This is a genomic window from Cupriavidus sp. 2TAF22, from assembly GCF_052115045.1.
Taxonomy (GTDB): Bacteria; Pseudomonadota; Gammaproteobacteria; order Burkholderiales; family Burkholderiaceae; genus Cupriavidus.
The window spans coordinates 104,743-130,097 of record NZ_JBFRFX010000019.1; the positions used below are offsets into that span (position 1 = coordinate 104,743).

Annotated in this window: 27 protein-coding genes; 13 read left to right on the forward strand and 14 right to left on the reverse strand. The window is 69.7% G+C overall.

Going from position 1 to position 25,355, the window contains the following annotated elements:
- Window positions 1-21: 21 nt before the first annotated feature.
- From AB4Z48_RS22800 to AB4Z48_RS22810, 3 genes are all read right to left on the reverse strand, one after another.
- The gene (locus tag AB4Z48_RS22800) at window positions 22-1,437 is read right to left on the reverse strand and encodes an MATE family efflux transporter (RefSeq protein ID WP_441618102.1); all 1,416 of its coding nucleotides are present in this window, start codon (window positions 1,435-1,437) and stop codon (window positions 22-24) included.
- Window positions 1,430-1,960, reverse strand: a complete 531-nt coding sequence (locus AB4Z48_RS22805) for a winged helix-turn-helix transcriptional regulator (protein WP_441618104.1) — start codon at window positions 1,958-1,960, stop codon at window positions 1,430-1,432. Before AB4Z48_RS22805 ends, AB4Z48_RS22800 begins: the two co-directional genes overlap by 8 nt.
- 154 nt (window positions 1,961-2,114) lie before the next feature.
- The gene (locus AB4Z48_RS22810) at window positions 2,115-3,041 is read right to left on the reverse strand and encodes a LysR substrate-binding domain-containing protein (protein ID WP_441618106.1); all 927 of its coding nucleotides are present in this window, start codon (window positions 3,039-3,041) and stop codon (window positions 2,115-2,117) included.
- Between the two features lie 136 nt (window positions 3,042-3,177).
- Here AB4Z48_RS22810 and AB4Z48_RS22815 point away from each other — a divergent pair, with 136 nt between their 5' ends.
- The 6 genes from AB4Z48_RS22815 (at window position 3,178) to AB4Z48_RS22840 (ending at window position 9,444) form a co-directional block, all read left to right on the forward strand.
- Entirely contained in the window at window positions 3,178-4,089 is a 912-nt protein-coding gene (locus AB4Z48_RS22815) for an SDR family oxidoreductase (RefSeq protein ID WP_441618108.1), read from the forward strand.
- On the forward strand, window positions 4,089-5,594 hold the full coding sequence (locus AB4Z48_RS22820) for an acyl-CoA synthetase (RefSeq protein WP_441618110.1): 1,506 nt from the start codon (window positions 4,089-4,091) through the stop codon (window positions 5,592-5,594). Before AB4Z48_RS22815 ends, AB4Z48_RS22820 begins: the two co-directional genes overlap by 1 nt.
- 51 nt (window positions 5,595-5,645) lie before the next feature.
- The gene (locus tag AB4Z48_RS22825) at window positions 5,646-6,626 is read left to right on the forward strand and encodes a Bug family tripartite tricarboxylate transporter substrate binding protein (RefSeq protein ID WP_441618112.1); all 981 of its coding nucleotides are present in this window, start codon (window positions 5,646-5,648) and stop codon (window positions 6,624-6,626) included.
- A gap of 95 nt (window positions 6,627-6,721) precedes the next feature.
- Window positions 6,722-8,266 carry a chloride channel protein gene (locus AB4Z48_RS22830; RefSeq protein WP_441618114.1) on the forward strand — a complete coding sequence of 515 codons (1,545 nt, stop codon included), beginning with the start codon at window positions 6,722-6,724 and terminating at the stop codon, window positions 8,264-8,266.
- A 127-nt stretch (window positions 8,267-8,393) separates the two neighbouring features.
- Window positions 8,394-8,729, forward strand: a complete 336-nt coding sequence (locus AB4Z48_RS22835) for a hypothetical protein (RefSeq protein WP_441618116.1) — start codon at window positions 8,394-8,396, stop codon at window positions 8,727-8,729.
- A gap of 61 nt (window positions 8,730-8,790) precedes the next feature.
- Window positions 8,791-9,444, forward strand: a complete 654-nt coding sequence (locus AB4Z48_RS22840) for a hypothetical protein (protein WP_441618118.1) — start codon at window positions 8,791-8,793, stop codon at window positions 9,442-9,444.
- Between the two features lie 18 nt (window positions 9,445-9,462).
- Here the strand turns inward: AB4Z48_RS22840 and dapB are convergent, their stop codons facing one another.
- Window positions 9,463-10,272: a 4-hydroxy-tetrahydrodipicolinate reductase gene (dapB, locus tag AB4Z48_RS22845; RefSeq protein WP_441618120.1), complete on the reverse strand. Its 810-nt coding sequence runs from the start codon at window positions 10,270-10,272 to the stop codon at window positions 9,463-9,465.
- Between the two features lie 67 nt (window positions 10,273-10,339).
- The gene (locus tag AB4Z48_RS22850) at window positions 10,340-10,789 is read right to left on the reverse strand and encodes an Lrp/AsnC family transcriptional regulator (RefSeq protein WP_441618122.1); all 450 of its coding nucleotides are present in this window, start codon (window positions 10,787-10,789) and stop codon (window positions 10,340-10,342) included.
- A gap of 218 nt (window positions 10,790-11,007) precedes the next feature.
- Here AB4Z48_RS22850 and AB4Z48_RS22855 point away from each other — a divergent pair, with 218 nt between their 5' ends.
- From AB4Z48_RS22855 to AB4Z48_RS22865, 3 genes are all read left to right on the forward strand, one after another.
- Window positions 11,008-12,201, forward strand: a complete 1,194-nt coding sequence (locus AB4Z48_RS22855; RefSeq protein ID WP_441618124.1) for a saccharopine dehydrogenase C-terminal domain-containing protein — start codon at window positions 11,008-11,010, stop codon at window positions 12,199-12,201.
- On the forward strand, window positions 12,198-13,718 hold the full coding sequence (amaB, locus tag AB4Z48_RS22860; RefSeq protein WP_441618126.1) for an L-piperidine-6-carboxylate dehydrogenase: 1,521 nt from the start codon (window positions 12,198-12,200) through the stop codon (window positions 13,716-13,718). Before AB4Z48_RS22855 ends, amaB begins: the two co-directional genes overlap by 4 nt.
- Before the next feature lie 202 nt (window positions 13,719-13,920).
- The gene (locus tag AB4Z48_RS22865; RefSeq protein ID WP_441618128.1) at window positions 13,921-14,133 is read left to right on the forward strand and encodes a hypothetical protein; all 213 of its coding nucleotides are present in this window, start codon (window positions 13,921-13,923) and stop codon (window positions 14,131-14,133) included.
- A gap of 29 nt (window positions 14,134-14,162) precedes the next feature.
- Here AB4Z48_RS22865 and AB4Z48_RS22870 read toward each other — a convergent pair whose 3' ends face one another.
- The 6 genes from AB4Z48_RS22870 to hemA all read right to left on the reverse strand — a co-directional run bounded on the left by AB4Z48_RS22870 (window position 14,163) and on the right by hemA (window position 19,411).
- Window positions 14,163-14,798 (reverse strand): UbiX family flavin prenyltransferase, encoded by a 636-nt coding sequence (locus tag AB4Z48_RS22870; protein WP_441618130.1) that lies wholly within the window; start codon window positions 14,796-14,798, stop codon window positions 14,163-14,165.
- Window positions 14,799-14,805: 7 nt separating this feature from the next.
- Window positions 14,806-15,117, reverse strand: a complete 312-nt coding sequence (gene grxD / locus AB4Z48_RS22875; RefSeq protein WP_441618132.1) for a Grx4 family monothiol glutaredoxin — start codon at window positions 15,115-15,117, stop codon at window positions 14,806-14,808.
- Between the two features lie 117 nt (window positions 15,118-15,234).
- Window positions 15,235-16,140: a peptide chain release factor N(5)-glutamine methyltransferase gene (gene prmC / locus AB4Z48_RS22880; RefSeq protein WP_441618134.1), complete on the reverse strand. Its 906-nt coding sequence runs from the start codon at window positions 16,138-16,140 to the stop codon at window positions 15,235-15,237.
- A 147-nt stretch (window positions 16,141-16,287) separates the two neighbouring features.
- Window positions 16,288-16,614 (reverse strand): hypothetical protein, encoded by a 327-nt coding sequence (locus AB4Z48_RS22885; RefSeq protein WP_441618136.1) that lies wholly within the window; start codon window positions 16,612-16,614, stop codon window positions 16,288-16,290.
- A 256-nt stretch (window positions 16,615-16,870) separates the two neighbouring features.
- Complete coding sequence (gene prfA, locus AB4Z48_RS22890) at window positions 16,871-17,953, reverse strand: peptide chain release factor 1 (RefSeq protein WP_441618138.1); 1,083 nt, start codon at window positions 17,951-17,953, stop codon at window positions 16,871-16,873.
- Between the two features lie 153 nt (window positions 17,954-18,106).
- Window positions 18,107-19,411, reverse strand: coding sequence for a glutamyl-tRNA reductase (hemA, locus tag AB4Z48_RS22895; RefSeq protein ID WP_441618182.1), 1,305 nt, complete (start codon window positions 19,409-19,411; stop codon window positions 18,107-18,109).
- Between the two features lie 284 nt (window positions 19,412-19,695).
- Between hemA and AB4Z48_RS22900 the strand changes: the two genes are divergently transcribed.
- On the forward strand, window positions 19,696-19,932 hold the full coding sequence (locus AB4Z48_RS22900; RefSeq protein ID WP_441618140.1) for a hypothetical protein: 237 nt from the start codon (window positions 19,696-19,698) through the stop codon (window positions 19,930-19,932).
- A 75-nt stretch (window positions 19,933-20,007) separates the two neighbouring features.
- Here AB4Z48_RS22900 and AB4Z48_RS22905 read toward each other — a convergent pair whose 3' ends face one another.
- Window positions 20,008-20,793 (reverse strand): 5'-methylthioadenosine/adenosylhomocysteine nucleosidase, encoded by a 786-nt coding sequence (locus tag AB4Z48_RS22905; protein ID WP_441618142.1) that lies wholly within the window; start codon window positions 20,791-20,793, stop codon window positions 20,008-20,010.
- Window positions 20,794-20,963: 170 nt separating this feature from the next.
- Between AB4Z48_RS22905 and AB4Z48_RS22910 the strand changes: the two genes are divergently transcribed.
- From AB4Z48_RS22910 to AB4Z48_RS22920, 3 genes are read left to right on the forward strand one after another with little or no spacing between them, the layout of a single operon-like run.
- Window positions 20,964-21,995, forward strand: coding sequence for a DUF2157 domain-containing protein (locus AB4Z48_RS22910; RefSeq protein ID WP_441618144.1), 1,032 nt, complete (start codon window positions 20,964-20,966; stop codon window positions 21,993-21,995).
- Window positions 21,992-23,110 (forward strand): DUF4401 domain-containing protein, encoded by a 1,119-nt coding sequence (locus AB4Z48_RS22915; RefSeq protein WP_441618146.1) that lies wholly within the window; start codon window positions 21,992-21,994, stop codon window positions 23,108-23,110. Before AB4Z48_RS22910 ends, AB4Z48_RS22915 begins: the two co-directional genes overlap by 4 nt.
- Entirely contained in the window at window positions 23,107-23,610 is a 504-nt protein-coding gene (locus tag AB4Z48_RS22920; protein WP_441618148.1) for a GDYXXLXY domain-containing protein, read from the forward strand. Before AB4Z48_RS22915 ends, AB4Z48_RS22920 begins: the two co-directional genes overlap by 4 nt.
- Here AB4Z48_RS22920 and mctP read toward each other — a convergent pair.
- Both mctP and AB4Z48_RS22930 read right to left on the reverse strand, forming a co-directional pair.
- Window positions 23,605-25,086: a monocarboxylate uptake permease MctP gene (mctP, locus tag AB4Z48_RS22925; RefSeq protein ID WP_441618150.1), complete on the reverse strand. Its 1,482-nt coding sequence runs from the start codon at window positions 25,084-25,086 to the stop codon at window positions 23,605-23,607. The genes AB4Z48_RS22920 and mctP overlap by 6 nt on opposite strands.
- Window positions 25,083-25,280 (reverse strand): DUF3311 domain-containing protein, encoded by a 198-nt coding sequence (locus tag AB4Z48_RS22930; protein ID WP_441618151.1) that lies wholly within the window; start codon window positions 25,278-25,280, stop codon window positions 25,083-25,085. The genes mctP and AB4Z48_RS22930 overlap by 4 nt, the downstream gene beginning before the upstream one ends.
- Between the last annotated feature and the right edge of the window lie 75 nt (window positions 25,281-25,355).

Genomic DNA, 25,355 nt, shown 5'->3' on the forward strand with positions numbered 1-25,355 from the left:
TGGCCCGGCGCGGCGCGCCATTCAGCGCGGCGCCCAGCTCCCGCCGCGCACGCCGAAGGCGGTGACCACGCCGTAGGCGCTGATGCCCAGCGCCACCCCAAGAAAGTGCCCGTCCAGCCCCATGCCGGCCATGTTGGCCAGCACCCAGCCGCCGCCGGCGGCCAGCGCGATGCGCGAGACCCCGGCCGCCACCGGCCAGCCCATGCGGCCCGCGCCCATCGAAGCGAAGTACAGCGCCATGCCCAGGCCGAAGCCGCCGAAGGCCGGCGCCACCCAGGACAAGGCCCGCGCGGCGATGCCCGCGACTTCGGCATCCCTGGTGAAGAGCCCGGCAAAGGCGGCCGGCGCCAGCCCCACCGCAGCCCCCACCGCGCCGGCCACCGCCAGCGCCAGCAAGGCTCCGGCCCATGCGGTGCGGCGCGCGGTGGTCCAGTCGTTCGCGCCCACTGCGCGGCCCACCAGCGCGGTCAGCGCGGAGCCCACGCCAAAGGCCAGCGGAATCATCAGGAACTCGAGCCGCGCGGAGATGCCGTAGGCGGCCACCGCCGCGGTGCCGTAGTGACGCAATTGCGCCGTCACCAGGATGGTGGTCAGGTTGGCGACCGAGGCCAGCAGGCAGGCCACCAGCCCCACCGACAGGATGCGACCGAACAGCGCACGCGACGGGCGCACGCGCAGCGTGGGCGCGAAGCCCGCACCGCCGCGCAGCACCACGGCGGCCATCGCCAGGGCCGCTGCCCACGACACCGTGGCCAGCGCCGCGCCGATGCCCGCCAGGCCCATGCCGGCCGGCTCCGCCAGCGCCCAGGCCAGCACCGGGAAGGCGATCCACATCAGCGACAGCACGCGCGCCGCCAGCGCATGGCGGCCACCGCCGCGCAGCACCGAGGCCAGCGTGTTGGCCAGCCAGGCCGGCACGGCGCCGGCGCCGAACAGCCAGATCGCGTAGGTGGCGGCCGCGTCGGCGGCGGTCTGCCCGGCCACCGCGCCGAGGATGCCGCGCGGAAAACCGGCCAGCGTCACGGCGAACACCAGGCCCGCGGTGAGCGCGATGATCAGCGCATGCAGTACCAGCGAGGAAGCCTCGTCGCGCTTGCCCGCGCCGAGCGCGCGCGCGATGGCGGCGACCACGCCGCCGCCCATGGCGCCGGTGGACATCTGCTGCAGCAACAGCGCGAAGGGCAGCACCACTGCCCAGCCGGCCAGTGCCGCCGTGCCCTGGCGCGCCGCCAGCCAGGTTTCGATCAGTTGCGCGGTGGCCTGCAGGAGGGCGATCAGGCTGGTGGGCGCGGCCAGCACCAGGATACGGCGCGTCAACTCGCGCAACGGCGGTTGCAGGGCGGGCGCGCCGGCAGCCGCGACGGATGCGGCTGATGCGGCGGATGCGGCGGATGCGAGTACCGCTGCAGCCAGCGGGTTGGCTTGCGCTTCACGCATCGCCGGCCACCGTTGCGCTCGTCTGCGCTTCGCCCTTCGCGTGGTCCGCCTCGCCGAAGCGGCGGCGCAGGTAGCCGTTGGCGGCCGGGCCAGGCGCCACGCGAAGATCGTCCAGCGTCAGCGCGCGGCCATCGGCGCGCGTCAGCGCATGCGCCTTGATCTCCTCACCGGTGTGCTTGTCCAGCAACAAGGTCATCGGGCCGCGCTCGTCGTTCATCCAGCGGTCGGCCCAGGCCTTGAGCGCCACGAATGCCGGGAAGAAGTCACGGCCCTTCGCGCTCAGGCGGTACATGTGCCGCGTGCTGTCGGGCACAGGCACACGCTCGAGCATGTCGTGCTCGACCAGCGTCTTCAGGCGTGCGCTCAGGATGTTGGGCGCAATGCCCAGGTGCCGCTGGAATTCGTCGAAACGCGTGCTGCCGTAGTACGCCTCGCGCAGCAAGAGAATGGCCCAGCGCTCGCCCAGCACCGCCATCGAGCGGGCAATCGGGCAAGGCATGCTGGCAAAGTCTGTGTGTCCCATATTCCTTGTCTTCTCCATGCGGCTTGCGGGTCGGCGGGATCGGATCCGCACCGTAGCTTTCGTTTTGCAAGCCAGTTCCACGCATATTAACTTGCAATTTGAAAGCTTGCCGGATTTCCCGCAGTGCCTTTCCCGCCGCGCCGCGCGCGGCGGATCAGGAAGGCGGCCCGCCGCCCCCGGCGGCGAACACGTCGAGCGCCGGGATCCGCTCGCGCAGGAAGTCGATCAGGGCGCGCGTGGCCATGGACGGGTGGAGGTTGGGCGTGGTGATGATGTAGAGCCGGTTGCCCAGGCCTTCGGCGTTCCATTCGGGCAGCACCCGCACCAGCCGGCCGTCCCGCATGTCCTCCCAGGCGGCGTAGACCGGCAGCAGGCCCACGCCGTGGCCGTCGCGCACGCCGCGCATCAGGAAGGGGAAATGCTCGGACTGCAGGTGCGGCACCAGCGCCACCTGCTCGCGCTGCTCGCCGCGGTCCAGCGTGAGCACGAAGCGGCGCGCGGCATAGGGCGGGCACAGGAACTGGCAGCGCGCCAGGTCCGCCGGCGCCCGCAGCGTCCCGCAGCGGGCCAGGTAGGCGGGCGCGGCAAAGAGCTGCCAGTCGATCGCGCAGACGTCGCGCGCCACGTGGTCCAGCTGCGGCTTCGAGGTGACCCGCAGGGCCACGTCGATTTCCGCGGCGATCAGGTCCACCACGCGGTTGGCGAAGAACACGCGCAGCGAGATGCCAGGGTGCTGCCCGGCGAACTCCAGCAGCAGCGGCGCGATGAAGGTGTCGCCCAGCCCGGTCGGCACGCTCACGCGCACATGTCCGCGCAGGGTCTTGCCCAGGCTGTCGATCTCGGCCTGGGCCGAAGCCACCTCCTGCAGGATGCGCAAACCGTGCTGGTAGAGCGCGTGGCCCGGCTCGGTCAGCTCCAGCCGGCGCGTGGTCCGGCGCAGCAGCTGGGCGTTGGCCTGGTGCTCGAGTTCGCGCAGCTGACGGCTGACCTGCGAGCGCGTGACGCCGCGCCGGCGGCCGGCCTCGGACAAATTGCCGGCTTCGACGATGTCGACGAAAGCCTGGATCAGGTTCAGGTCCATCCGGGATTCCATGGAGGATTGTCACATATGGCGCAACATTGTGAGTCGGGGAGCGGGAATTGTCGATGCCGCATGACGGGGCTACAGTGTGCTTTCCCCGCCGGTCAGGCATGCGCGGGGCCAAACAGGAGACAAGATGTTCAAGGACGATCTTTTCGCCGGGCAGCGCGTGCTGATCACCGGCGGCGGCACCGGGCTGGGCCTGATCATGGCCGAGCGCCTGGCCGGCCTGGGGGCCGAACTGCACCTGTGCGGGCGCCGCCTGCCGGTGCTCGACGAGGCAGCGCAGATGCTGCGCGACCGGCACGGCGCCAAGGTGGTGACCCATGCCGTGGACATCCGCGACGCCGCCGCCGTGGATGCCATGATCGAGACCATCTGGACCGCGCACGGCCCGCTGGATTGCCTGGTCAACAACGCCGCGGGCAATTTCATCAGCCGCACCGAGGATCTCTCGCCCAACGGCTTCCACGCGATTTCCGACATTGTCTTCCGCGGCACCTTCTACACCACGCAGGCGGTCGGCAAGCGCTGGATCCGCGACGGCCATCCCGGCTCCGTGCTGTCGATCGTGGTGACCTGGGTCTGGACCGGCTCGCCGTTCGTGGTGCCGTCCGCCATGTCCAAGGCCGGCGTGGACGCGATGACCAAGTCGCTGGCGGTGGAGTGGGGCCGCCACGGCATCCGCTGCAACGCCATCGCGCCCGGCGTGATCCCGACCGAAGGCGCGGGCTCGCGCCTGCGCCCGCAGGATTCGCAGCAGGACCAGCTCAGCGGGCAGAACCCCACCGGCCGCATCGGCCAGCCGCAGGACATCGGCAACCTGGCCGCCTTCCTGCTGGCGCGCGACAACTCCTGGATCAACGGGCAGACCATCGCGCTGGACGGCGGCGACTACCTCGCCAACGGCGCCTATTTCAAGCAGTACCTGGGCTGGGGCGATGCCGAGTGGCAGGCCGCGCGCGAGCGCATCGCGGCGAAGAACGCCGCCGACCGCGCCAACCGCACCGTGAACGCCCCCACCCCCACGCAAGCAGGAGACGACTGATGGCCGCAGACCTCTGGTTCGAAGACACCCACCGCAGCGGCGACGCATTGCTCGAGCGCGGCGCGCGCCTGGCCGGCGGCCTGCGCGCGCTGGGCCTGGCCGAGGGCGACGTGGTCGCCGTGCTGCTGCGCAACGATCCGGTCTTCGCCGATATCGTGCATGCCTGCCGCATCGCCGGCACCTACTACTGCCCGATCAACTGGCACTTCACCGCCGAGGAAATCCGCTTTTTGCTGACCGACAGCGGCGCGCGCGCGCTGATCGTCCATGCCGGCCTGCTGGACGGCGTGCGCGCGGTGGTGCCGGAAGGCGTGCAGGTGCTGGCGGTGGCGGAAGCCGACACAGCCTTGCCCGCCGGCGCCACCGACTACGACGGCTGGCTCGCCGCGCAGCAACCCTATGACGGCCCCCGCGTGGCGCCGCGCGGCCACATGGCCTACACCTCCGGCACCACCGGCCGCCCCAAGGGCGTGCTGCGCGCGCCGGTGCCGCTGGGCACGCTGGACGCGCAGCTCGAGCGCATGCGCTCGGTGGTGGCGCAGACCATGGGCATCGTGCCCGGCTGCCGCGCGCTGATGGCCGCGCCGCTGTACCACAGCGCGCCGGGTGTGTTCATCCAGAACGTGCTGCAGATGGGCGAGCGCCTGGTGCTGTGCGCGCGCTTCGATCCGGAGCAGGTGCTGGCGCTGGTGGAAAAGCACCGCATCGACGTGCTGTATCTGGTGCCCATCATGTACGTGCGCATGCTCAAGGTACCGGCCGAGCTGCGCGCGCGCTATGACCTGTCGTCGCTGCGCTTCGTCGCCTCCACCGGCGCGCCGTGCGCGCCCGAGGTCAAGCGCGCCATGCTCGACTGGTTCGGCCCGGTCATCCATGAAACCTACGCTTCCAGCGAGGCCGGCATGATCACCGTGGCCACGCCGGCAGACGCCGCCGCCAGGCCCGGCACCGCCGGCCGCGCGGTCGACCAGGCCGAGGTGCGCATCCTCGACGAGCAGGGCAAGCCTTGCGCGCCCGGCGAAATCGGCCTGGTCTACGTGCGCCAGCCGGCCTACCCCGACTTCAGCTACCGCAACAACGACGAAGCGCGCCGCGCCATCGACCGCGGCGGCCTGGTCAGCCTGGGCGACATGGGCTACGTGGACGCGGATGGCTATCTCTTTATCTGCGACCGAGCCTCCGACATGGTGATCTCCGGCGGCGTGAACATCTACCCGGCCGAGATCGAGCATGAGCTGGTGCGCTATCCCGGCGTGGCCGACTGCGTGGTGTTCGGCGTGCCCGACGACGAATACGGCGAACGCCTGCTCGCCATGGTGCAGCCGGTGCCGGGCGCCAGCCTGGAGGAGGGCGTCATCATCGAGTGGCTGCGCCAGCGCCTGTCGGGCTTCAAGGTGCCGCGCACCATCGTGGTGGAGGCGCAGCTGCCGCGCGACGACACCGGCAAGCTGGCCAAGCGCCGCCTGCGCGACAAGTACTGGGAAGGCCGGTCACGCCGCGTCTGAGAAGGACAAGCCGGCACCGCCGGCAAGGAAAAAAACAATCAAGGAGACGATATGCAACGCTGGATTCCCGCATGGCGCGCCATGCTCGGCGCGGGCGCGCTGGCCTGCGCGCAGCTGGCCACGGCCGGCGCCTTTCCCGACCGGCCGGTCAAGCTGGTGGTGCCGTACACGCCCGGCGGCTCGGCCGACCAGCTGGCCCGCGCGCTGGCCGATGGCATGGGCCGCGAACTCAAGCAGCCGGTGGTGGTGGAGAACCGCCCGGGCGCCAACACCATGATCGCCGCCACCGGCGTGGCGCGCACCGCGGCCGACGGCTACACGGTGCTGCTGGCCAGCAATGCCAGCATGGTGCTCAACCCGATGCTCTACAAGAAGGTCAACTACGACGCCAGGCGCGATTTCAAGGTGATCTCGGTCGCCGCCGAGCTCCCGCTGGTGGTGGTGACCAATACCCAGGTGCCGGCCGCCAACGTGCGCGAGTTCGCCAGCTACGCCAAGGCCAACGCCGGCAAGCTGAACTATGCCTCGGTCGGGCTGGGCAACCCGCTGCAGCTGGCCACCGAGATGCTCAAGACCGAGCTGGGCATCAATCTCACCCACGTGCCCTACAACGGCAGCGCGCCCGCGCTGGCGGCGCTGCTGGCCAACGACGTGCAGCTGATGATCGATGTGGTGAGCACCTCGCTGCCGCATATCAAGGCCGGCAAGCTCAAGGCGCTGGCGGTGACCAGCAAGGAGCGCCTGGAGGTGCTGCCCGACGTGCCCACCGTGGCCGAGAGCGGACATCCCAACTATCAGGCGGCCACCTGGTTCGGGCTGGCGGTGCCGGCGCAGACGCCGCCCGAAGCCATCGCACGCCTGCAGGCAGCGGCGGCCAAGGCCACCGGCGACGCGCAGTTCCGCCAGACCTTTGCCGCGCTCGGCCTGGTGATCCAGCGCCCGCGCGACAGCGCCGAGGTGCAGCGCTATGTGGACGCGGACCGCGCGCGCTGGGGCGGCGTGATCCAGGCCAACCATATCTCGCTCGACTGAAGCCGGCGCGGCGAAAAGCGTATAGTTCCGGGACGCCGTGATGCGCCCGGCCCGCGGGCCGCTCACGGTGTTTTGTCGCCCCGACCGCCGCTTTCATGAAAGACGCCGCGCCAGACCAGAGTCCCGAAGCAGATCTGCCGCCTTCCCGGCCTGATTCCGGTCCGGGCCCGGACCCGGGCGGGCCGCAGGACGTCGTGCGCGAAGCCCGGGCCGAAGCCCGGGCGGAGGCGCACGCCAATGCGGCGCACGACCGCCTGCGTGCGCTGCGCCGCCGCGCCCGCCTTGCCGCCGGCCGCAAGTCGCGCCAGATGTGGCGCATCTCCCGCACCACCCTGCGCTATGCCGTATTCATGTGCGGCGCCGGCTGCGTGGCGCTGTTCTCCCTGGTCTTTGCCTGGGTCGCCGAGCTGGCGCTGGGCTGGAACCACAAGCTCACCGGGGCCACGCCCTGGCTGGCCTTCGTGCTGCTGCCGTTCGGGCTGGCCGCGCTGCGCTGGCTGACGCTGCGCCTGGCGCCGCAGGCGCGCGGCAGCGGCATCCCCCAGGTCATCGCGTCTTTCTCGCTGCCGCCGTCCGGGCCGGCGCAGACGCTGCTGGTGTCGTTCCGCCAGGCGATGTGGAAGGTGCTGCTGACCACCGGCGGCCTGCTGGCCGGCGCCTCGATCGGCCGCGAAGGGCCGTCGGTGCAGGTGGGCGCGGCGGCCATGCTGAGCTGGGGGCGCTGGTGCCAGGAACGGCTGCGCTTTCGCATCGGCTTCCATCCCAACGCGCTGATTGCCGCGGGTGCCGCAGGCGGGCTGGCGGCCGCCTTCAATACGCCGCTGGCCGGCGTGGTGTTCGCCATCGAGGAGCTCGGGCGCGGTACCGCCGTGCGCTGGGACCGGCTGGTGCTCTCGGGCGTGCTGACCGCCGGTTTCCTCTCGCTGGCGCTGCTGGGCAACAACCCGTATTTCGCGGTCAAGACACCGATCCTCGCCCTGCACAACGCCTGGGGGCCGGTGCTGCTGTGCGCGCTGGTCAATGGCGTGCTTGGCGGCGTGTTCGCCAAGGCGCTGACCGGCGGCGTGCAAGGGCTGCTGCCGGGCAAGCTGCGCATGTGGCCGGGCGAGCACCCGGTGCTGGTGGCCTTCCTGTGCGGGCTGGTGGCCGCGGCGATCGGCTGGTCCACCGGCGGCGCCACCTTCGGCACCGGCTACGAGCAGGCCAACGGACTGATCAACGGGGATGTGCCGCCCACGCTCTGGTTCGGCCTGGCCAAGCTGGTGGCGACCGTGGTGTCTTACTTCGCCGGCATCCCGGGCGGCATCTTCACCCCTTGCCTGGCGATCGGCGCGGGCATCGGCGCCGGGCTCGAGCAGGTGGTGGCCTACCTCGCCATTCCGCTGGCCGAGCCGCGCGTGCTGGCGCTGGTGTCGATGGCCGCCTTCCTGGCCGGCGCCACCCAGGCCCCCATCACCGCCAGCGTGATCGTGATGGAGATGACGCGTTCGCAGGATCTCACGGTGTTCCTGCTGGCGGCAGCGCTATTGGCCTCCTTCGTGGCCCGCCAGTTCTGTCCGAATCCGTTCTACCACCATGTGGCCCATGCATTCCGGCGCGAGGCGCTGGACGCCACGCGCAAAGTGGCCCAGACCACATAAGGCGCGTTCGGGACATGGTGCGCGGTGCCGCTTTGTCTTACCATTGGCGGCGCCCGGGCCATGGTCCGGTGCTGTGCCCCGGCGGCACACGATGATCCGCGCCGGCACCACAAACCGGGGAGCACAGATGGCCACGCAACGACCGCACGGCAGTAGCGGCACCCAACCGTCAACCGGCGCCCGGCGTCCGGCCGGCGCGCAGGGCCCGCGGCCGCACATGTCGCACAAGGCGGCCAGGCCGCCCGGCCGGGAGAGCACCGCCGTGCGCGATCTTGGCCCGGACACCGTCTGGCATACGCGCGGCCTGCACGGCCATACCCGCTTGCGCACGACGACCGCGCGCACGGCCCGCTCGCCGCAGCGGCAACTGCCGCCCAGCCGCGTGCCGCGCCTGCTGTTGTGGACCCTGCTGGTGCTGCTGCTGGCCGTGCTGGCCAACGCGGTGCTCCGTATGACGCATTAGCCCCTGGCGGAACCACGCGCGCGGGGGGCGCTCCAATCCGCAGCTTTTCTCAGGAGTCTGGATGAAATACCCCCTCGCCGGGCTGGCCGCCGCCAGCCTGCTGCTGCTGTCGCCGCTGGCCGGCGCCGCGGCCAAGGACAGCGCCGACGCGCTGGCGCCAATGCTGGATACCCTGGAAATCGGCAGCCCGCTGCCCACGCTTCCCGATTGCGCCGACAAGCGCACGCCGGACGGCCGGGACGTGACCGCGCTGTGCGTGGAAGTGCGCGGCGACGGCACGATGCGCCAGGTCGGCGTACCGCGCGACAAGCGCCCCGCCTTCATGGACGGCCCGCACGTGGTCGCCTTCGTCGACCGCAGCGCCCTGGTGGGCCTGATCGTGCCGACCGACGGCGTGCGCTCCGAGCAGGCCGTGGTGCAGAGCCTGACCGCGCGCTACGGCAAGCCCTTCCGCTCTGAAGCGGTGGAGCTCAAGGACAAGGCCGGCAAGCCCGTCAAGACCATTCACGCCGGCTGGACCAAGCGTCCGCTGACGGTGGAGCTGTACGCCATACCCGAAGACCCGAACACCGGCACGGTGGAACTGCTGCTGCCGCAGGCACGCGCGCTGATGGCCAGCCAGGACGCGGCCATGGCGCAGCAGCTCAATCCGCAGGCCGCCTCCGCGCCGAAGGCGGCGCCTGCAGGAAAACCGGTGGAAAAGAAGGGCTGGTAGCCGGCAGGGGACGGGGCCTCAAAGCCCCTCCATCACCTTGTCCAGCCCACGGACCAGGCCTTGCAGCCCGCTGACCTTGCGGATCGCCAGCAGCGCGCCGGTGACGTAGGGCCTGGACCCGTCGCCAGCCTCGTGCTTGAGGTGAAGGCGCTGGCCGTCGGCGCCGAAGATCACCTCCACGCCGAGCTGGTAGCCAGGCAGGCGCACCGCGTGCACCTGGCTGCCGGACATGGTCGCGCCGCGCGTTTCCCTGGGGCCCTTTACCTGGTCGACCGGTACCGTTTGCGCGGCCTGGCGGACCTGGCCCAGGCGATAGGCCAGCTCGCGCACCGTGCCGGAGGGCACGTCGACCTTGCCGGCCTTGGCATAGTCGATGATTTCCCAGTGCTCCAGGTGGCGCGCGGCCATCTCGGCGAACTTCTGCAGCAGCACCACCGTGATGGCGAAATTGCCGCAGGCCAGCACGCCGCGGCCGGCCTGGCGCGCGGCGGCGTCGATCTCCTCGTAGTCCTGGTCGGACAAGCCCGAGGTGCCAACCACCACATGCGCGCCCTTGGCCAGCGCCTGCAGGATGTTGCGCTTGGCCACGTCGGGCTTGGTGTACTCCACATACACGTCGAAGCTGCCGGCGGCCAGCTCGTCGATGCTGGCCACTGCCAGGCCGGGCGTGCCCTTGTGCGCCGTCAGCTCGGCCAGGGTCTGGCCGGCCGCGCCGCGCGACAGCCCGGCCACCAGCGTCATGTCGTCCGCATGCGCCACGCCACGCGCCAGTTCGCCGCCGGCCCAGCCGGTCACGCCGCCCACGGCGACTCGGATGCGATTGCTCATCGTGCTGTTCTCCTCTGGTTGTTGGTCTGCGTGCCGGGCAGTTCAGGCCTTTGCAGGGCCTTTGCCGTCAGCCCGCCGCGCGGCGCCGGTCGATCTTGCGCGCCAGCACGATCGACGTGGTGGTGTGGTTGACGCCGTCGAGCGCGCCGATCTCGTCGAGCAGCTTGTCCAGCCGGGCGTGGGTGTCGCAGCGGATCACCGCCATGTAGTCCACCGGCCCGCTCACGGAATTCAGCTCCTCGATCTCGGGAAAGCGCTGCAGCGCCTTCACCACCGCAGGCGCGGTCTTGGGCATGACCGACAGGCCGCAGAAGGCCAGGATGGCATTGTCCTCCATCTGCTGGCCGAGCCGCACGCCGTAGCCCGCGATCACGCCGTCGCGCTCGAGCCGTGCGATGCGCGCCACCACGGTGGTGCGGGCGATGCCCAGCTTGCGCGCCAGGTTGGCGGCGTTCTCGCGCGCGTTGGCCTGCAGCAGCGAGAGCAGATGGCGGTCGGTCTGGTCGAGTTCGGTCATGGCGCGCGGTGGCCTCGCGGTGGACTAGGTCTGGTCTAGGTCTGGCGTTGATGCCGTTTCGACTGCCGGCGTTGTCGATTCGCTCGATTATGCGGTGTTTTCGTCATTCTTGTCCCTTCATTCCGACCGTGCCCGCAACCATACTTCAGCCATGGGCTTATGCCGACGAACGACCGACGAACGACCGACGAACGAACAACTGCCACCCAGGGGACATCATGACCAGACCCATTCCACCCGGCCGTGCCGCCGTCGCAACGTATGCCGCCGGCGCTGTCCGGCAGGTTCCGCTGCGCGTGGTGGTGCTAGGCGCGGGCAAGATCGGCCGCACCATCGCCGTCATGCTCCATGACAGCGGCGATTACCGCGTCACCCTGGTCGACCGCGAGCCTGCGCAACTCGACGACTTGCCGCAAGGCATTGTCGTGCGCCAGGGCGCGCCGGACCGCGCCGAGGATTGCGCGGCCCTGTTGCAAGGCGCCGACGCGGTGCTCAACGCGCTGCCATTCCACGCCGCGCTCGGCGTGGCCACGGTGGCAGCCAGCCTGGGCGTGCACTACTTCGACCTGACCGAAGACGTGGCCGCCACGCATGCCATCCGCGGCCTGGCGGCCGGCGCGCGCTCGGTGCTGATGCCGCAGTGCGGGCTGGCGCCGGGCTTTATCGGCGTGGTCGGCAACGACCTGGCGCAACGCTTCCTGAAGGACGGCGGCGAACTGCTCGAACTCAAGATGCGGGTCGGCGCGCTGCCGCGCTATCCCAGCAACGCGCTCAAGTACAACCTGACCTGGAGCACGGAAGGGCTGATCAACGAATACTGCAATCCGTGCGAGGCCATCGTCGACGGGCGCCGGGTGGAAGTGCCGGCGCTGGAGGGGCTGGAGAGCTTTGCGCTGGACGGCATCGAGTACGAGGCCTTCAATACTTCCGGCGGGCTGGGCACCTTGCCCGAGACCCTGGCGGGCCGCGCGCGCGACGTGGACTACAAGTCGATCCGCTATCCGGGCCACTGCGCGGTGATGAAGCTGCTGCTCAACGACCTGCGCCTGCGCGAGCGGCGCGACTGGATGCGCGAGATCTTCGACAGCGCGATTCCCGCCACGCAGCAGGATGTGGTGATCGTGTTCGCCAACGCCACCGGCCATGCCGCCGGCAGCCAGGGCGCGCGCGGCCGCCTGATGCAGGCCTCGTTCTCGGCGCGCATCGGCGGGGCCGACACCGACGCCGGCCATGTCAACGCGATCCAGCTCACCACCGCCGCGGGCATTTGCACCGCGCTGGACCTGGTGGCCGGCGGCGCGCTGCCGCAGGCGGGCTTCGTGCCGCAGGAGGCGATGTCGCTGGACGCTTTCCTCGCCAACCGTTTCGGCAGACACTACACGCGTCATCCGCTACAGGAGGCAATGGCATGAAGACCAGGGAATTCGCGGCCTGCTGGCAGGCCCTCGGTTTGTCCGCGCCGTGGCGCGAGGGTGAAGGACCCGCGGGTGCGCTGCCGGTGCGCTCGCCCATCGACGGAGAAGCCTTCGGCCACCTGCCCGCCTGCAGCGCGGCCGAGGCCGACGCGCGCATCGAGCGCGCGCGCGCGGCGCAGGCCAGCTGGGCCCTGGTGCCGGCGCCGGTACGTGGCGAGGTGGTGCGCCGCTTTGGCGAGGTCCTGCGCGAGCACAAGAAGCATCTCGGCCAGCTGGTCGCGCTCGAGTCCGGCAAGATCCTGCAGGAGGGGATGGGCGAGGTGCAGGAGATGATCGACATCTGCGATTTCGCGGTCGGCCTGTCGCGCCAGCTACACGGCCTGACCATCGCCTCGGAACGGCCGCAGCATGCCATGCGCGAGACCTGGCATCCCTATGGCTTGTGCGGCGTGATCTCTGCCTTCAATTTCCCGGTTGCGGTGTGGGCCTGGAACGCGGCGCTGGCACTGGTGTGCGGCAATGGCGTGGTGTGGAAGCCGTCGGAGAAGACGCCGCTGAGCGCGCTGGCCGTGCAGGGGCTGCTGGATGGCGTGCTGGAGATCGCCGCGCCGCATCACGCCGGCATCGCCACCGTGCTGGCGGGTGCGCAGGCGCTGGGGCAGCACCTGGTCGGCCATGCCGATGTGCGGCTGATCAGCGCCACGGGGTCCACGCGCATGGGCCGCGAGGTCGGCATCGCCTGCGCCGGGCAGTTCAAGCGCGCCATCCTGGAGCTGGGCGGCAACAATGCGGCGATCATCGCGCCTTCGGCCAATATCGAACTGGCCGTGCGCGCCATCACGTTCTCTGCCGCCGGCACGGCCGGGCAGCGCTGTACCACGCTGCGGCGCGCCTTCGTCCACGCCGATCTGTTCGACGCCGTGACCACGCGGCTGATGCAAGTCTTCAACAACCTGCCGGTGGGCGATCCGCTCGCCGAGTCGACACTGGTAGGCCCGCTGATCGACGGTGCCGCCGGCGCCGCCATGGCCGGCGCGCTGCTGCGCTGCCGCCAGCATGGCAATGTCGTGCACGGCGGCGAACGCGTGCTGGCGGAGCGCTACCCGAATGCCGAGTACGTGCGTCCGGCGCTGGTGCTGACCGACCGCCAGCATGAGACCATGCTGACCGAGACCTTCGCGCCGATTCTCTATGTGATGCCCTACAAGACGCTGGAGGAGGCCATCGCGCTGAACAACGCCGCGGCGCATGGCCTGTCGTCTTGCATCTTCACCGAATCGCTGCGCGAAGCGGAACGCTTCCTGTCCGCCTCGGGCAGCGATTGCGGGATCGCCAACGTGAATATCGGCACCAGCGGGGCGGAGATCGGCGGCGCGTTCGGCGGCGAAAAAGCAACCGGCGGCGGACGCGAGTCGGGATCCGATGCGTGGAAGGGGTATATGCGGCGGGCCACCAACACCATCAACTATGGGGATGCGTTGCCGCTGGCGCAGGGCATTCGTTTCGAGGTCTGAGCTTTGTCTTCGAATCGGGTCCGGACCGGGGCCGCGGCCGCTTGCCCGGCCCCGTCCCATTCCCCACATACCGACACCAACCCGTTTCCATTCGTAACAACGGTTACAGCACATTGACCCTGTATTACCAAACAGCCCCGTATAACGTTCTTAAGGGCAGGCAACAACCTGCCCGCAAAGGACAATGAAAATGAAAACGTGGATGATTGGGATCGCAGTGGCGGGTGCCGCCATGCTCGGCGGGTGCGCAGTCTATCCGGCCTATCCGGCTTACGGCTATGGCGGCGGCGAAGTGGCCGTGGCGCCGGCGCCGGTGTACGCGGCGCCGTCGGTCGTGGTGTCGCCGGGCTATTACGGCGGGTACTACGGCTATCGCGGCTACTACGGTGGCCGCCGCTACCGCTACTGGCATTGAGGCCAGCGGGCCCCGGCCCGCGCGGGGCCTCAGGCCTGGCCGTTGAGGCCGCCCCAGCTTGGTGCCAGGGTTTGCGGGATGTCGATCAGGTCCAGCACGCGCCCGACGGTGTGGTCCACCAGCTGGGCCACGCTCTGGGGCTTCTGGTAGAAGCCGGGCACGGGCGGGAAGATGATGCCGCCCATCTCTGTGACGGCGGTCATATTACGCAGGTGGGCGAGGTTCAGCGGCGTTTCGCGCACCATCAGCACCAGCTTGCGGCGCTCCTTGAGCGTGACATCGGCGGCGCGGGTGATGAGATTGTCGGACAGGCCGTGCGCCACGGCTGCCAGCGTGCGCATGGAGCAGGGCGCGACCACCATGGCATGCGCGGCGAAGGAGCCGCTGGCGATGGTGGCGCCGATGTCGCGCACGTTGTGCACGACGTGGGCGAAGGCTTCGACTTCGGCCTTGCCCATGTCCAGTTCGTGCTGCAGGTTCATCACGCCCGCGGCCGAGATCAGCAGGTGGGTCTCCACGCCGGGCACGGCGCGCAGCGTCTGCACCAGCCGCACTCCGTAGACCGCGCCGGTGGCGCCGGTGATGGCGACGATCAGGCGCCGCGGCTTGCCGCCCCCCGGGCTACCCGGACCACCGGGGCCACCTGCATCACCCGCTGCGGACATCTCGCGCTCAGGCCTTGAGCAGCGATTGCAGTTCGCCGTTCTGGTACATCTCCATCATGATGTCCGAGCCGCCGACGAATTCGCCGTTGACGTACAGCTGGGGAATGGTCGGCCAGCTGGCGTATTCCTTGATGCCCTGGCGGATGCCGTCGTCTTCCAGCACGTTGACCGTGGTGGGCGCGTCCACGCCGCAGGCCTTCAGGATCTGGATGGCGCGGCCGGAGAAGCCGCACATCGGGAACTGGGCGGTGCCCTTCATGAACAGCACTACCGGGCTGCCCTTGACGATCTGGTCGATCCGTTGTTGCACGTCACTCATGATGTCTCTTTCGGTTGAGCGGGGCCGGTCCACGCCGGACGCCGCAATCGGGAAATCGGCAGGCATGCGAGGTGCACGCCATCAAGGAATGGATTTTACCGGAATCGGCCGTTGCCTTCAGGCGACGCCACCGGACGCGGGCTGCAGCCGCGCGCCGCTGCAGCGCTCGTGGCCGGCGAGGTCGCGCGCGGTGAAGATGTCGCCCAGGCCGGCCGCCGCCAGCAGGCTGCGGGCCGCCTCGCCCTGGTCGTAGCCATGTTCCATCAGCAGCCAGCCGCCCGCATGCAGCCGACCGGCGGCGCCGCTGACGATGGCGGCAAGGTCGGACAGGCCGTCGCCGTGGTCCGTCAGCGCATCGGCCGGTTCGAAGCGCAGGTCGCCCTGGGTCAGGTGCGGATCGCCCGCGGGGATATAAGGCGGGTTGCTGACAATCAAGTCGAAGCGCAGTCCGGCCGGCAGCGCGGCGTACCAGTCCGAGGCCAGGAAGCGCGCATTGGCCGCGCCGAGCGCGCGCGCGTTGTCTTGCGCCACCTGCAATGCGCCTGCCGAGACATCCGTGGCCCAGACTTCGGCGTCGGGTCGCTCGCAGGCCAGTGTGACTGCGATGGCACCCGAACCCGTGCCCATGTCGAGCAGGCGCGGCGCGCGCAGCGGTGCCAGCAGCCGCAACGCGGTTTCCACCGCGATCTCGGTGTCGGGCCGCGGAATCAGCACATCCGGCGTCACGCGGAACATGCGCCCGAAGAACTCGCGCTCGCCGAGCAGGTAGGCCACCGGCTCGCCGGCGAGCCGGCGCGTCAGCAGGCCGGCAAAGCTGTCGCGGTCGGACGGCGCCAGCGTGTCGCCGTCGCGCGTGATCAGTTGCGTGCGCGTCAGCCCGGTCACGTGCGTCAGCAGCATCCTCGCCTCCAGCGCCGGCAGGCCGGCTGCGGTGGCTAGCGCCAGGGCCTGGTGCACCGTGACGGCTGCGGGCAGGACGGCGGGCGGGACGGCGGGCGGGACTAGCGGGGAGGGGCTGGACATGGACGCAGGCTGGCTAGCGGAAATATGCCGGGGATAAAAGCGAAAACCCCGCCGGCATGCGCCTGGGCGGGGTTTGCAGTGTAACGCGCTTGTCCGCGCTGCGGGAGCGGGCGGTTTTCCCGCCCCGCCGCCGGCAGCGGCATGGCATTACTTGTTGACGGCGTCCTTGGCCTTGTCGGCGCCGGCGTTGACAGCGTCCTTGGAGGCTTCCTTGGCGCGCTGCATTGCGTTGCCGGCATCTACCTTGGCCTTTTCAGCGGCGGCGGAGACATCGGCGGCAGCGCCGCTGGCAGCGGCCTTGGCGGCGTCGGCGGCATTGCCGGCTGCGGCTGCGGCATCGCTGGCGGCGGCCTTGGCGGATTCGGCCGCGTTTTGCATGGCGCTGTCGGCGCTAGGCGTCGCGGGGGCTTCTTCCTTCTTGCTGCAGGCAGCCAGGGCAGCGGTGATCATCAACAGCGCGAGCATTTTTTTCATGATTTTGTCCTTTTGTCCGGTAGGAGGGTCGACACGCCGTCCTTTGCGCGGCGGCTCAGTCGAAATGGATTATAGACAGCGAAAAATGTCACGCTAGTGCTGTTGCAAGCATTTACAACAGATACAAAGGTTTTCCTCGGCCCGCTCGATTTATGCCGTGCGGTATGAGTTTGATTCCGGCGGGCCGGTTTATTACCCCTCGCCGCTGTAATCCCGCCCCGCGATAATGCCGCTCCCTCGCTGCCGATTTACGCCATTAATGGTCTTCGCCGAGCGCCGCCAATTGATCGGCCTGGTGTTCCGCGGCCAGCGCGGACAGCAGTTCTTCCAGGTCGCCGTCCATGATCATTTCGATCTTGTAGAGCGTCAGGTTGATGCGGTGGTCCGTCACCCGGCCCTGCGGGAAGTTGTACGTGCGGATGCGGTCGCTGCGGTCGCCGGTGCCGATCAGGTTGCGCCGGGTGCTGGCTTCCTTGGCCTGCGCGGCGCGCAGTTGCGCGTCCATCAGCCGTGCGGCCAGCACCTTCATGGCCTTGTCCTTGTTGCGGTGCTGGCTGCGGTCGTCCTGGCATTCCACCACGATGCCGGTGGGGATGTGGGTCAGGCGCACGGCCGAATCGGTCTTGTTCACGTGCTGGCCGCCCGCGCCGGACGCGCGGAAGGTATCGACGCGCAGGTCGGCCGGATTGATCTGGACTTCGGCCACTTCGTCGGCCTCGGGCATCACTGCCACCGTGCACGCCGACGTGTGGATGCGTCCCTGGGCCTCGGTGGCCGGCACGCGCTGCACGCGGTGGCCGCCGGACTCGAACTTCAGGCGCGAGAAGGCCGCGTCGCCCGCGATGCGGATGATCACTTCCTTGTAGCCGCCCAGGTCGGAGGGCGATTCGCTCATGACTTCCACCTGCCAGCGCTGGCGCTCGGCATAGCGCGTGTACATGCGCAGCAGGTTGGCGGCGAACAGCGCGCTTTCCTCGCCGCCCGCGCCGGCGCGGATTTCCAGCAGCAGGTTGCGGTCGTCGTTGGGGTCCTTGGGCAGCAGCAGCTTCTGCAGGCTGATTTCCAGCGCCGCCAGGCGCGCGCGCGCGGCATCGATCTCGTCGGCGGCGAAATCCTTCATCTCGGGATCGTCCAGCAGCGCCTGCGCGGTGGCCAGGTCGTCCTGCGCCTGGCGGTACTGCCCGTATTGCTCGGCCACCGGCGACAGCTCCGCATGCTCGCGCGTGAGCTTGCGGTATTGGTCCATCTTGGCGGTGGCGTCTTCGCGCCCGAGCAGGGCGTTGACTTCGTCGATTCGCTCGGCCAGTTGGTCGAGCTTGGCTAGCATGCTGGCTTTCATGGGTATCCGGGCAGGGTCGCGATGATGCGGGGTCGCAGCTGGGTTGAGGCGGATGCCGGCTAGGGCGGCGTCGGGATTGCATGCCCGGACCAGAAGCCACGGCAGGCAAGGCTGGCAGTGCGCAGGACGCGCACCGCCGGACGAAGAGCGCTGCTAGCGCTCGGAGTGGCTGCTGTGGCGGAACAGGCCCGGCACCAGGCGCAGCAGGGTTTCGCGGTCGTCGCCCTGGGTATGGTTGAGTGCGTGGGTAGGACCGTGCAGGAACTTGCGGGTGAGCGCGCCGGACAGTGCCTCGAGCACCGCTTCTGGGTCGTCGCCGCGCGCCAGCATGCGGCGCGCGCGTTCCAGCTCGGCCTGGCGCATGGCCTCGCCTTGCGCCTGCAGGTCGCGGATGACCGGTACCACGCTGCGGGTCTCGAGCCAGTGCATGAAGTTCTGCACGCGGCTTTCGATGATGGCTTCGGCCTGGGCCACGGCGGCCTGGCGCATGGCGTTGCCCTCGCGCACGATGGCGCCAAGGTCGTCCACGGTGTACAGGAACACGTCGTCCAGGCGCGCGACTTCGGGTTCCACGTCGCGCGGCACGGCCAGGTCCACCATCATGATGGGGCGGTGGCGGCGCAGCTTGACCGCGCGTTCCACCGCGCCCAGACCGATGATGGGCAGCGAGCTGGCGGTGCAGGACACCACGATGTCGAATTCATGCAGGCGCGCGCCCAGGTCCGACAGGCGGATCGCCTCGGTGGTCAGGCCCTGTCCGGCCAGTTGCTCGGCCAGCCGCTCGCCGCGTTCCACGGTGCGATTGGCCACCACGATCTGGCGCGGCGTCTGCGCGGCAAAGTGCGTGGCGCACAGCTCGATCATCTCGCCCGCGCCGATGAACAGCACGCGCTGGGTCGAAACGCTTTCGAAGATCCGCTGGGCCAGGCGCACCGCGGCGGCGGCCATCGACACCGAATGCGCGCCGATCTCGGTCTGGCCGCGCACTTCCTTGGCCACCGCGAAGGTGCGCTGGAACAGCTGGTTCAGGTAGGTGCCAAGCGCGCCCGCCTCGCCGGCGGTACGCACCGCGTCCTTCAGCTGCCCGAGGATCTGCGTCTCGCCCAGCACCATCGAATCCAGCCCGCTGGCCACGCGAAAGGCATGGCGCACGGCTTCGGACTGCGGCAGGGCGTAGAGGTGGGGCGCCAGTTCGCCGGCCGGCACGTTGTGGTGCTGGGCCAGCCAGCGCAGCGTGTGATCGAAGCCTTCGTCGCCGTTGACCAGGATGTCGGTGGCGCAGTAGATCTCGGTGCGATTGCAGGTGGAGAGGATCGCGGCCTCGGTGCCGGACCGGCCCGCCAGGTGGGTGCGCAAGGCGCCCAGCGCCGGCTTGATCTGCTCAAGCGGAAACGCCACCCGTTCGCGCAGCGAGACGGGCGCCGTAGTGTGATTGATACCGATCGCAAGCAGTTGCATGGTGGAGGGCATGTCTTTTGGCGCGGGCCCCGCGGGGTGCCATGCTCCAGGCTGGCTGCCGCGCGGGCTTCAAAAGGCAAATCCGCGGCGTGGTTTCCACGAGGCGGATTCCGGCGCATTGCGCCGCCGAACCGGGCTACATTATAACGCCCGGCGCGAAAATTGCCGGCGAAGCGAGGGCCCGGGGCCGTCCCCGGACAGGTTTACCGTATCCTCGGGACCACGCGCGGCCGGCGCTTGTGCCGGGAAGACCGCGCGACTGTCGAGATCATCGGGGAAAAGTGATGCTGGGGACGCTGGTTGTGGGCGTGTTGGTCGGTCTGGCGGCGCGGTCGCTGCATCCCTCGGGGCGGGTCGGTTTGCTGGCCGCCGTGGTGTTCGGGGCACTCGGCGCGCTCGCTGCCTTCTACGGCGGCCGCGCCATGCACTGGTTCGCCGACGGCCAGATGGCCGGCTGGTTTGCCGGCATTCTGGGCGCGGGCGTACTGGTCGGAATCCGGGGGATGTTCAGGGCGCGGTGAGCGAGATTCCCGCGGCGGGATTTTCCGGCTTGCCGGACCCGCGGCTCCACTAATCCCGGCGCCTTATCTGCCTTCCTAATCTCGCTTATTCCCCTTTTCCCGGTTCTTCAGGAACCTGCCCAAAACCCCTTCCGAATAATGACTGGCCACGTTGGTCAGAAACGCGGAAAAATCCACGTGCGCGGTATCGTCCGCCCGGTCCGACACGGTCCGCATCACCGCATGGCGCACGCCATATTCGTGGCAGACCTGCGCCACTGCGGCGCCTTCCATTTCCACCGCCAGCACGCCCGGCAGGCGCTCGCGCAATTCAGCCGCGGCGGCGGGCGAGCCGATGAACTGGTCGCCGCTGGCGATCATGCCGACATGCAGCGATGGCGCGCTGACGCCGAAGCGGGCGAGCACGTCCGCGGGGATGGTCCTGGGCAGGTCTTCGCGCAGATAGCCTTCCACGGCTGCGCGCAACTCGGCGGTCAGCGCCGCGTCGGCCGGGAATTCCGCCTGGTCGAGCAGCGGCACCTCGTGCCGGCCGAAGAAGGGGCGGGCATCCAGGTCATGCTGCAGCGTGCGGTCTGCCACCACCACGTCGCCGACGCGTGTGTGCGCCCCGATGCCGCCGGCCAGGCCGGTGAAGACGATCTCGTCCACGCCAAACTCGCGCACCAGCGTCACCGTGGTGGCCGCGGCCGCCACCTTGCCCATGCGGGCCAGCACCAGCACGCAGCGCTGGCCGTGCAGTTGGCCGACGTGATAATCGCGCATGCCGATGCGCTGCACGGTGGCGCGGGCGTCGTCGTGGCGCATGGCGGCCACCAGGGCGTCGACTTCGTCGTGGATGGCGGCGAGGATACCGAGGGTCATGTCTGGAGCGCGCCGGGCGGGGCGGATGCGGAAAAACGCACAGCATACCGGCCCGCAGGACCGTCGCAAAGCAGCACAGAGGATGCGCACGAAAGCTGCGCAGGCGCCCCCGCCTTTGCTACAGTGCACTGGCGTATCCATCACACGGAACACCCATGCAGCCATCCTCGATGCAAAGCATGCAAGACCGGCGCGCCATGCGCCAGGCGCTGGCGCACTGGCGCGAGCAAGGCGCGATCGCTGCCGACGGCGTGGCCGCGGCCTGGTCGCACGCCGAGCCGGATGCGGCGGCCTGGCGGCACTGGCTCGACCGCGCCTTGCTGGCGCTGGGCGCGGCGCTGCTCTGTGCCGGCGTCATCGTCTTCTTCGCCTTCAACTGGCAGGACCTGCACAAATTCGCCCGCTTCGGCCTGCTGGCCGGCGCGCTGACCTTGCTGGCGGCATTCGCCTTCTTGCGGCCGCCGGGCGATATGGCGGGCCGCGCCGCGCTGTGCGGCGCGCAAGTGGTGGCTGGCGTGCTGCTGGCGGTGATCGGGCAGGTCTACCAGACCGGCGCCGACGCCTGGCAACTGTTTGCGCTGTGGGCGCTGCTGGCGGTGCCGTGGGCGCTGGCCGCGCGCGCTGCGCCGCACTGGTGGCTGGTGATCGTGCTGGCCAACGTGGCGTTGCTGCGCTACTGCAGCGTGCGGCTGGGCGCGGGCGGGATGTTCGAACTGCTGATCGGCATGCAGGGCGGGCGCGGCACGCCCCTGTTCCTGCTTGGCGCCACGCTGGCACAACTGGCGCTGTGGTTCGTGCTGTGCGCGGCATGGCCCGCGCAGGGCTTCCGCGGGTTGGCCGGCGCGCGCATCCTGGCCGCGCTGGCTTGTGCTTACGCCGGCTGGCTGGGACTCGGCAGCATCTTGCATGACCATGTCGATGCCGCCGCGTTCGGCCTTGCCCTGCTGGCGCCGGCCGTGCTGCTGGCCTGGTTCCGGCTGCGCGCCTTCGATGTGGTGGCGCTCAGCATGGCCAGCTTCACCTTGATCGTGGTGGTGGTGGCCGCCGTCGCGCGGTTGCTGCTGGATGTCAGCCATGGCGGATTCGGCGCCTTCCTGCTGCTGGGGCTGCTGATCATCGGCCTGGCCGCCGTGGCCGCAACCTGGCTGTTGCGCGCCTGGCGCCAGCATGACGGCGCCAGCGCCGAAGGAGAGCCGGCATGAGCGACGAACGGCAAGTCGTCACGGTCCTGTGGCGAGACCTCGCAGCGCGCGGGCTGGCGCATGGGCAGCCCGCGCAGGACCCGGCCCGCACGCCCTGGGCGGTGCGGCTGCTGATGGGCCTGGCCGGCTGGCTGGGCGCGGTCTTCTTCCTCGCTTTCCTGCTCGGCTCGGTCTTCGTGGCCGCGCGCGACAACGGCGCGGCGATGGCGCTGTGCGGCGCCGCCATGATTGCGCTGGCCGCCGTGCTGTATGCGCGCCGCAGCGGAACCGCGCTGGAACAGTTCGCGCTGGCGGTCAGCCTCAGCGGGCAAGGGCTGCTGGTGTTCGGCGCGAGCCAGGCGTACGGCGGCAGCCGCCTGCTGGAGACGCCTGCCTTCTGGGCGGCGCTGGCAATGCTCGAAGCCGTGCTGTACGCCGTGATGCCCAACCGGCTGCATCGTTGCCTGGCCGCGCTGGGTGCATGGACCGGCGTTGCCCTGGCACTGCACCTTGGCATGACGCCGGGTCTGCGCCACTTCTGGCAGTCGATGGCGCTTTCGCTCGGCTGGCTGGCGCCGCTTGCGCTGGCCCTGTTGACCGGCTTCGTGTGGGCCGAGGGACGGCTCAGCGCGGCGGGCCGGCAGGGCTGGCTCGAACCGGCAGCCGATGCCACCCTGCTGTTTGCGCTGAGCGCGGCGCTGGTGGTGACAGGCCTGGGCCTGCCCTATGCGTTCTTGTTCGATGACGGCGCGGCGCACCAGGCAGGTCCGTACTGGACGGCCGGCGCGCTGTGCGGCGTGGTGCTCGTCGCCTTGGTGCTTGCCGAGAGCGGCCGCCTGCGCCTGCGCCCTCCGGTACGCGCGATCGCCGTGGCGGGCGCGGCGCTCCTCGCCGCCTTGCTGGCCGGTGCCCCGGCAGTCCTGGCCGCCGTGCTGGCGCTGGGCCTGGCGCTGCGCCGCGGCTCGCTGCCCTGGCTTGGCCTGGCCGTGGCCACGCTCGCCGCCGGCTTTATCTGGTACTACAGCGCACTGCACTGGACGCTGCTGGCCAAGTCCGCCACGCTGGTCGCCGCCGGTGTCGCCGTCCTGGCATTGCGCACGGGACTGCGGCGCGGCATCGCAAGGAGCCAGGCATGAAACGCTGGATATTGCTCGCATGGGTGCTCGCGCTCGGGGTGGCGGCAGCCGCCATCGGTACCAAGGAACACCTGCTCGCGCGCGGCGATACGCTCTACCTGCGCCTGGCGCCGGTCGATCCGCGCTCGCTGATGCAGGGCGACTACATGGCGCTCAACTTCGCCATCGCCGATGCCATCCGCGCGGCGCGCGAGCGGCAGGGCCTGCCCGCCGAGCGCGAGCAGGTCGCGGTAGTTCGCCGCGATGCGCACGGCGAGGCCAGCCTGGTGCGCCTGCACACCGCCGGCGCGCCGCTCGCCGCGGGCGAGCAACTGCTGCGCTTCCAGACCGTGCCGTCGCGCTGGGGTGGCGTGCAGGTGCAGGTCTCGACGGACGCTTACTTCTTCCAGGAAGGGCACGGTGCGCGCTTCGGGAAAGCACGCTACGGCGAGTTCCGCGTGGGGCCGCAAGGCCAGGCCCTGCTGGTGGGCCTGCGCGACGAGAACCTGCAGCCGCTATAGCTCGGCGCTACGCTGGCCGGGCGTCACCGCCGACACCGCGAACGTGACCACGATGTTGGCCACCAGTGCGATCAGGCCGATATAGAGCGGATACGTGGCGCTGCCCAGGTGGATGGCGAACACCGGCTTGAGGCCCTGCGACATGGCCAGCGACGTGCCCAGCACGATGCCCACGGCCCAGCCGGCCAGCAGCCCCCACGTGTTCATCCGCTGCGTGTAGAGCGTGAACACGATCGCGGGGAAGATCTGCAGGATCCAGACGCCGCCGAGCAGTTGCAGGTCGATGGCGTACTGCGTGGGCAGGAACACGATGAACAGCAGCGCGCCGAATTTCACCACGAGCGAGACGATCTTCGCCGTCGAGGCCTCCGCGGAAGACGACATGTCCGGCGAGACCATCGGGCGCCACAGGTTGCGCGTGAACAGGTTCGCCGCGCCGATCGACATGATGGCCGCGGGCACCAGCGCGCTGATCGCGATGGCCGCCGCCGCGAAGCCGACGAACCACGCCGGGAACAGCTTGCCGAACAGCGTGGGCACCACGTCCGACGGCGAGCTCACGTGCACGCCGGCCGCGATCGCCATGTAGCCAAGCAGCGCGATCAGTCCCAGCAGCAGCGTGTAGGCCGGCAGCAGGATGGCGTTCTTGCGCACGGTGGCGGCCGACGACGACGACAGCACCGCCGTCATCGTGTGCGGGTACATGAAGGCAGCCAGCGCCGAGCCCAGCGCCAGAGACGCGTACGCCGTGTACTGCGACGGCTGGAGGATGATGCCCGTGACCCCGCCCTTGGCCTGGAAGAACTGGTCCGCCGCCTCGAACACGTGACCGTAGCCGCCGAGTCTGGACGGGATCAGCCACACCGCCGCGATCACCACGATATAGATCATGATGTCCTTCACGAAGGCGATCATCGCCGGCGCGCGCAGCCCGCTCGTGTACGTGTAGAGCGCCAGGATCACGAACGCCACGATCAGCGGCGCCTCGCCCGTCACGCCCAGCCCCTTGATCACCACCTGCATGCCCACGAGCTGCAGCGCGATATACGGCATCGTCGCCACGATGCCGGTGAGCGCCACCGCGGCCGGCAGCAGCTTGCCGCCGTACTCCGCATACACGAAGTCCGCCGCGGTGATGTGGTTGTGCGCATGCGCGATCTGCCACAGCCTGGGCATCACCGCGAACACGAACGGGTAGACGATGATCGTGTAAGGCAGCGCGAAGAAGCCGTACGCGCCCACCGAATACACCAGCGCCGGCACCGCGATCACCGTGTAGGCCGTATAGAAATCGCCGCCCACGAGGAACCACGTGATCAGCGTGCCGAACTGCCGCCCGCCGAGCCCCCACTCGTGCAACTGCGTCAGGTCCCCGCGCTTCCAGCGCGCCGCGAAGAACCCGACCACCGTGACCAGCACGAAGAACGCGACGAAGACCGTCATCGCCACCGGATCGACAGGCGGGACCTCGTTCATTTCACGCACCGGTAGACGATGTAGATCAGCAGCGAGGTGAGCGGCACCCAAAGGAACTGGTACCAGTAGAAGAACGGAAAGCCCGCGAACGAAGGCTGCGTATCGTTGTAGAACGGCAGCCACAGCAGGGCGATATAGGGGAGCAGCAGGATGAGCCAGAGCCACGAATGGCTGGACTGGTTTGCAGGTTCCACGAGTATTTTCTCTCGGTTGGTCCGTTGCATAAGACTGCTCTTACGACACGTCGCGGCGTGTCGCGTCGTTGCTAC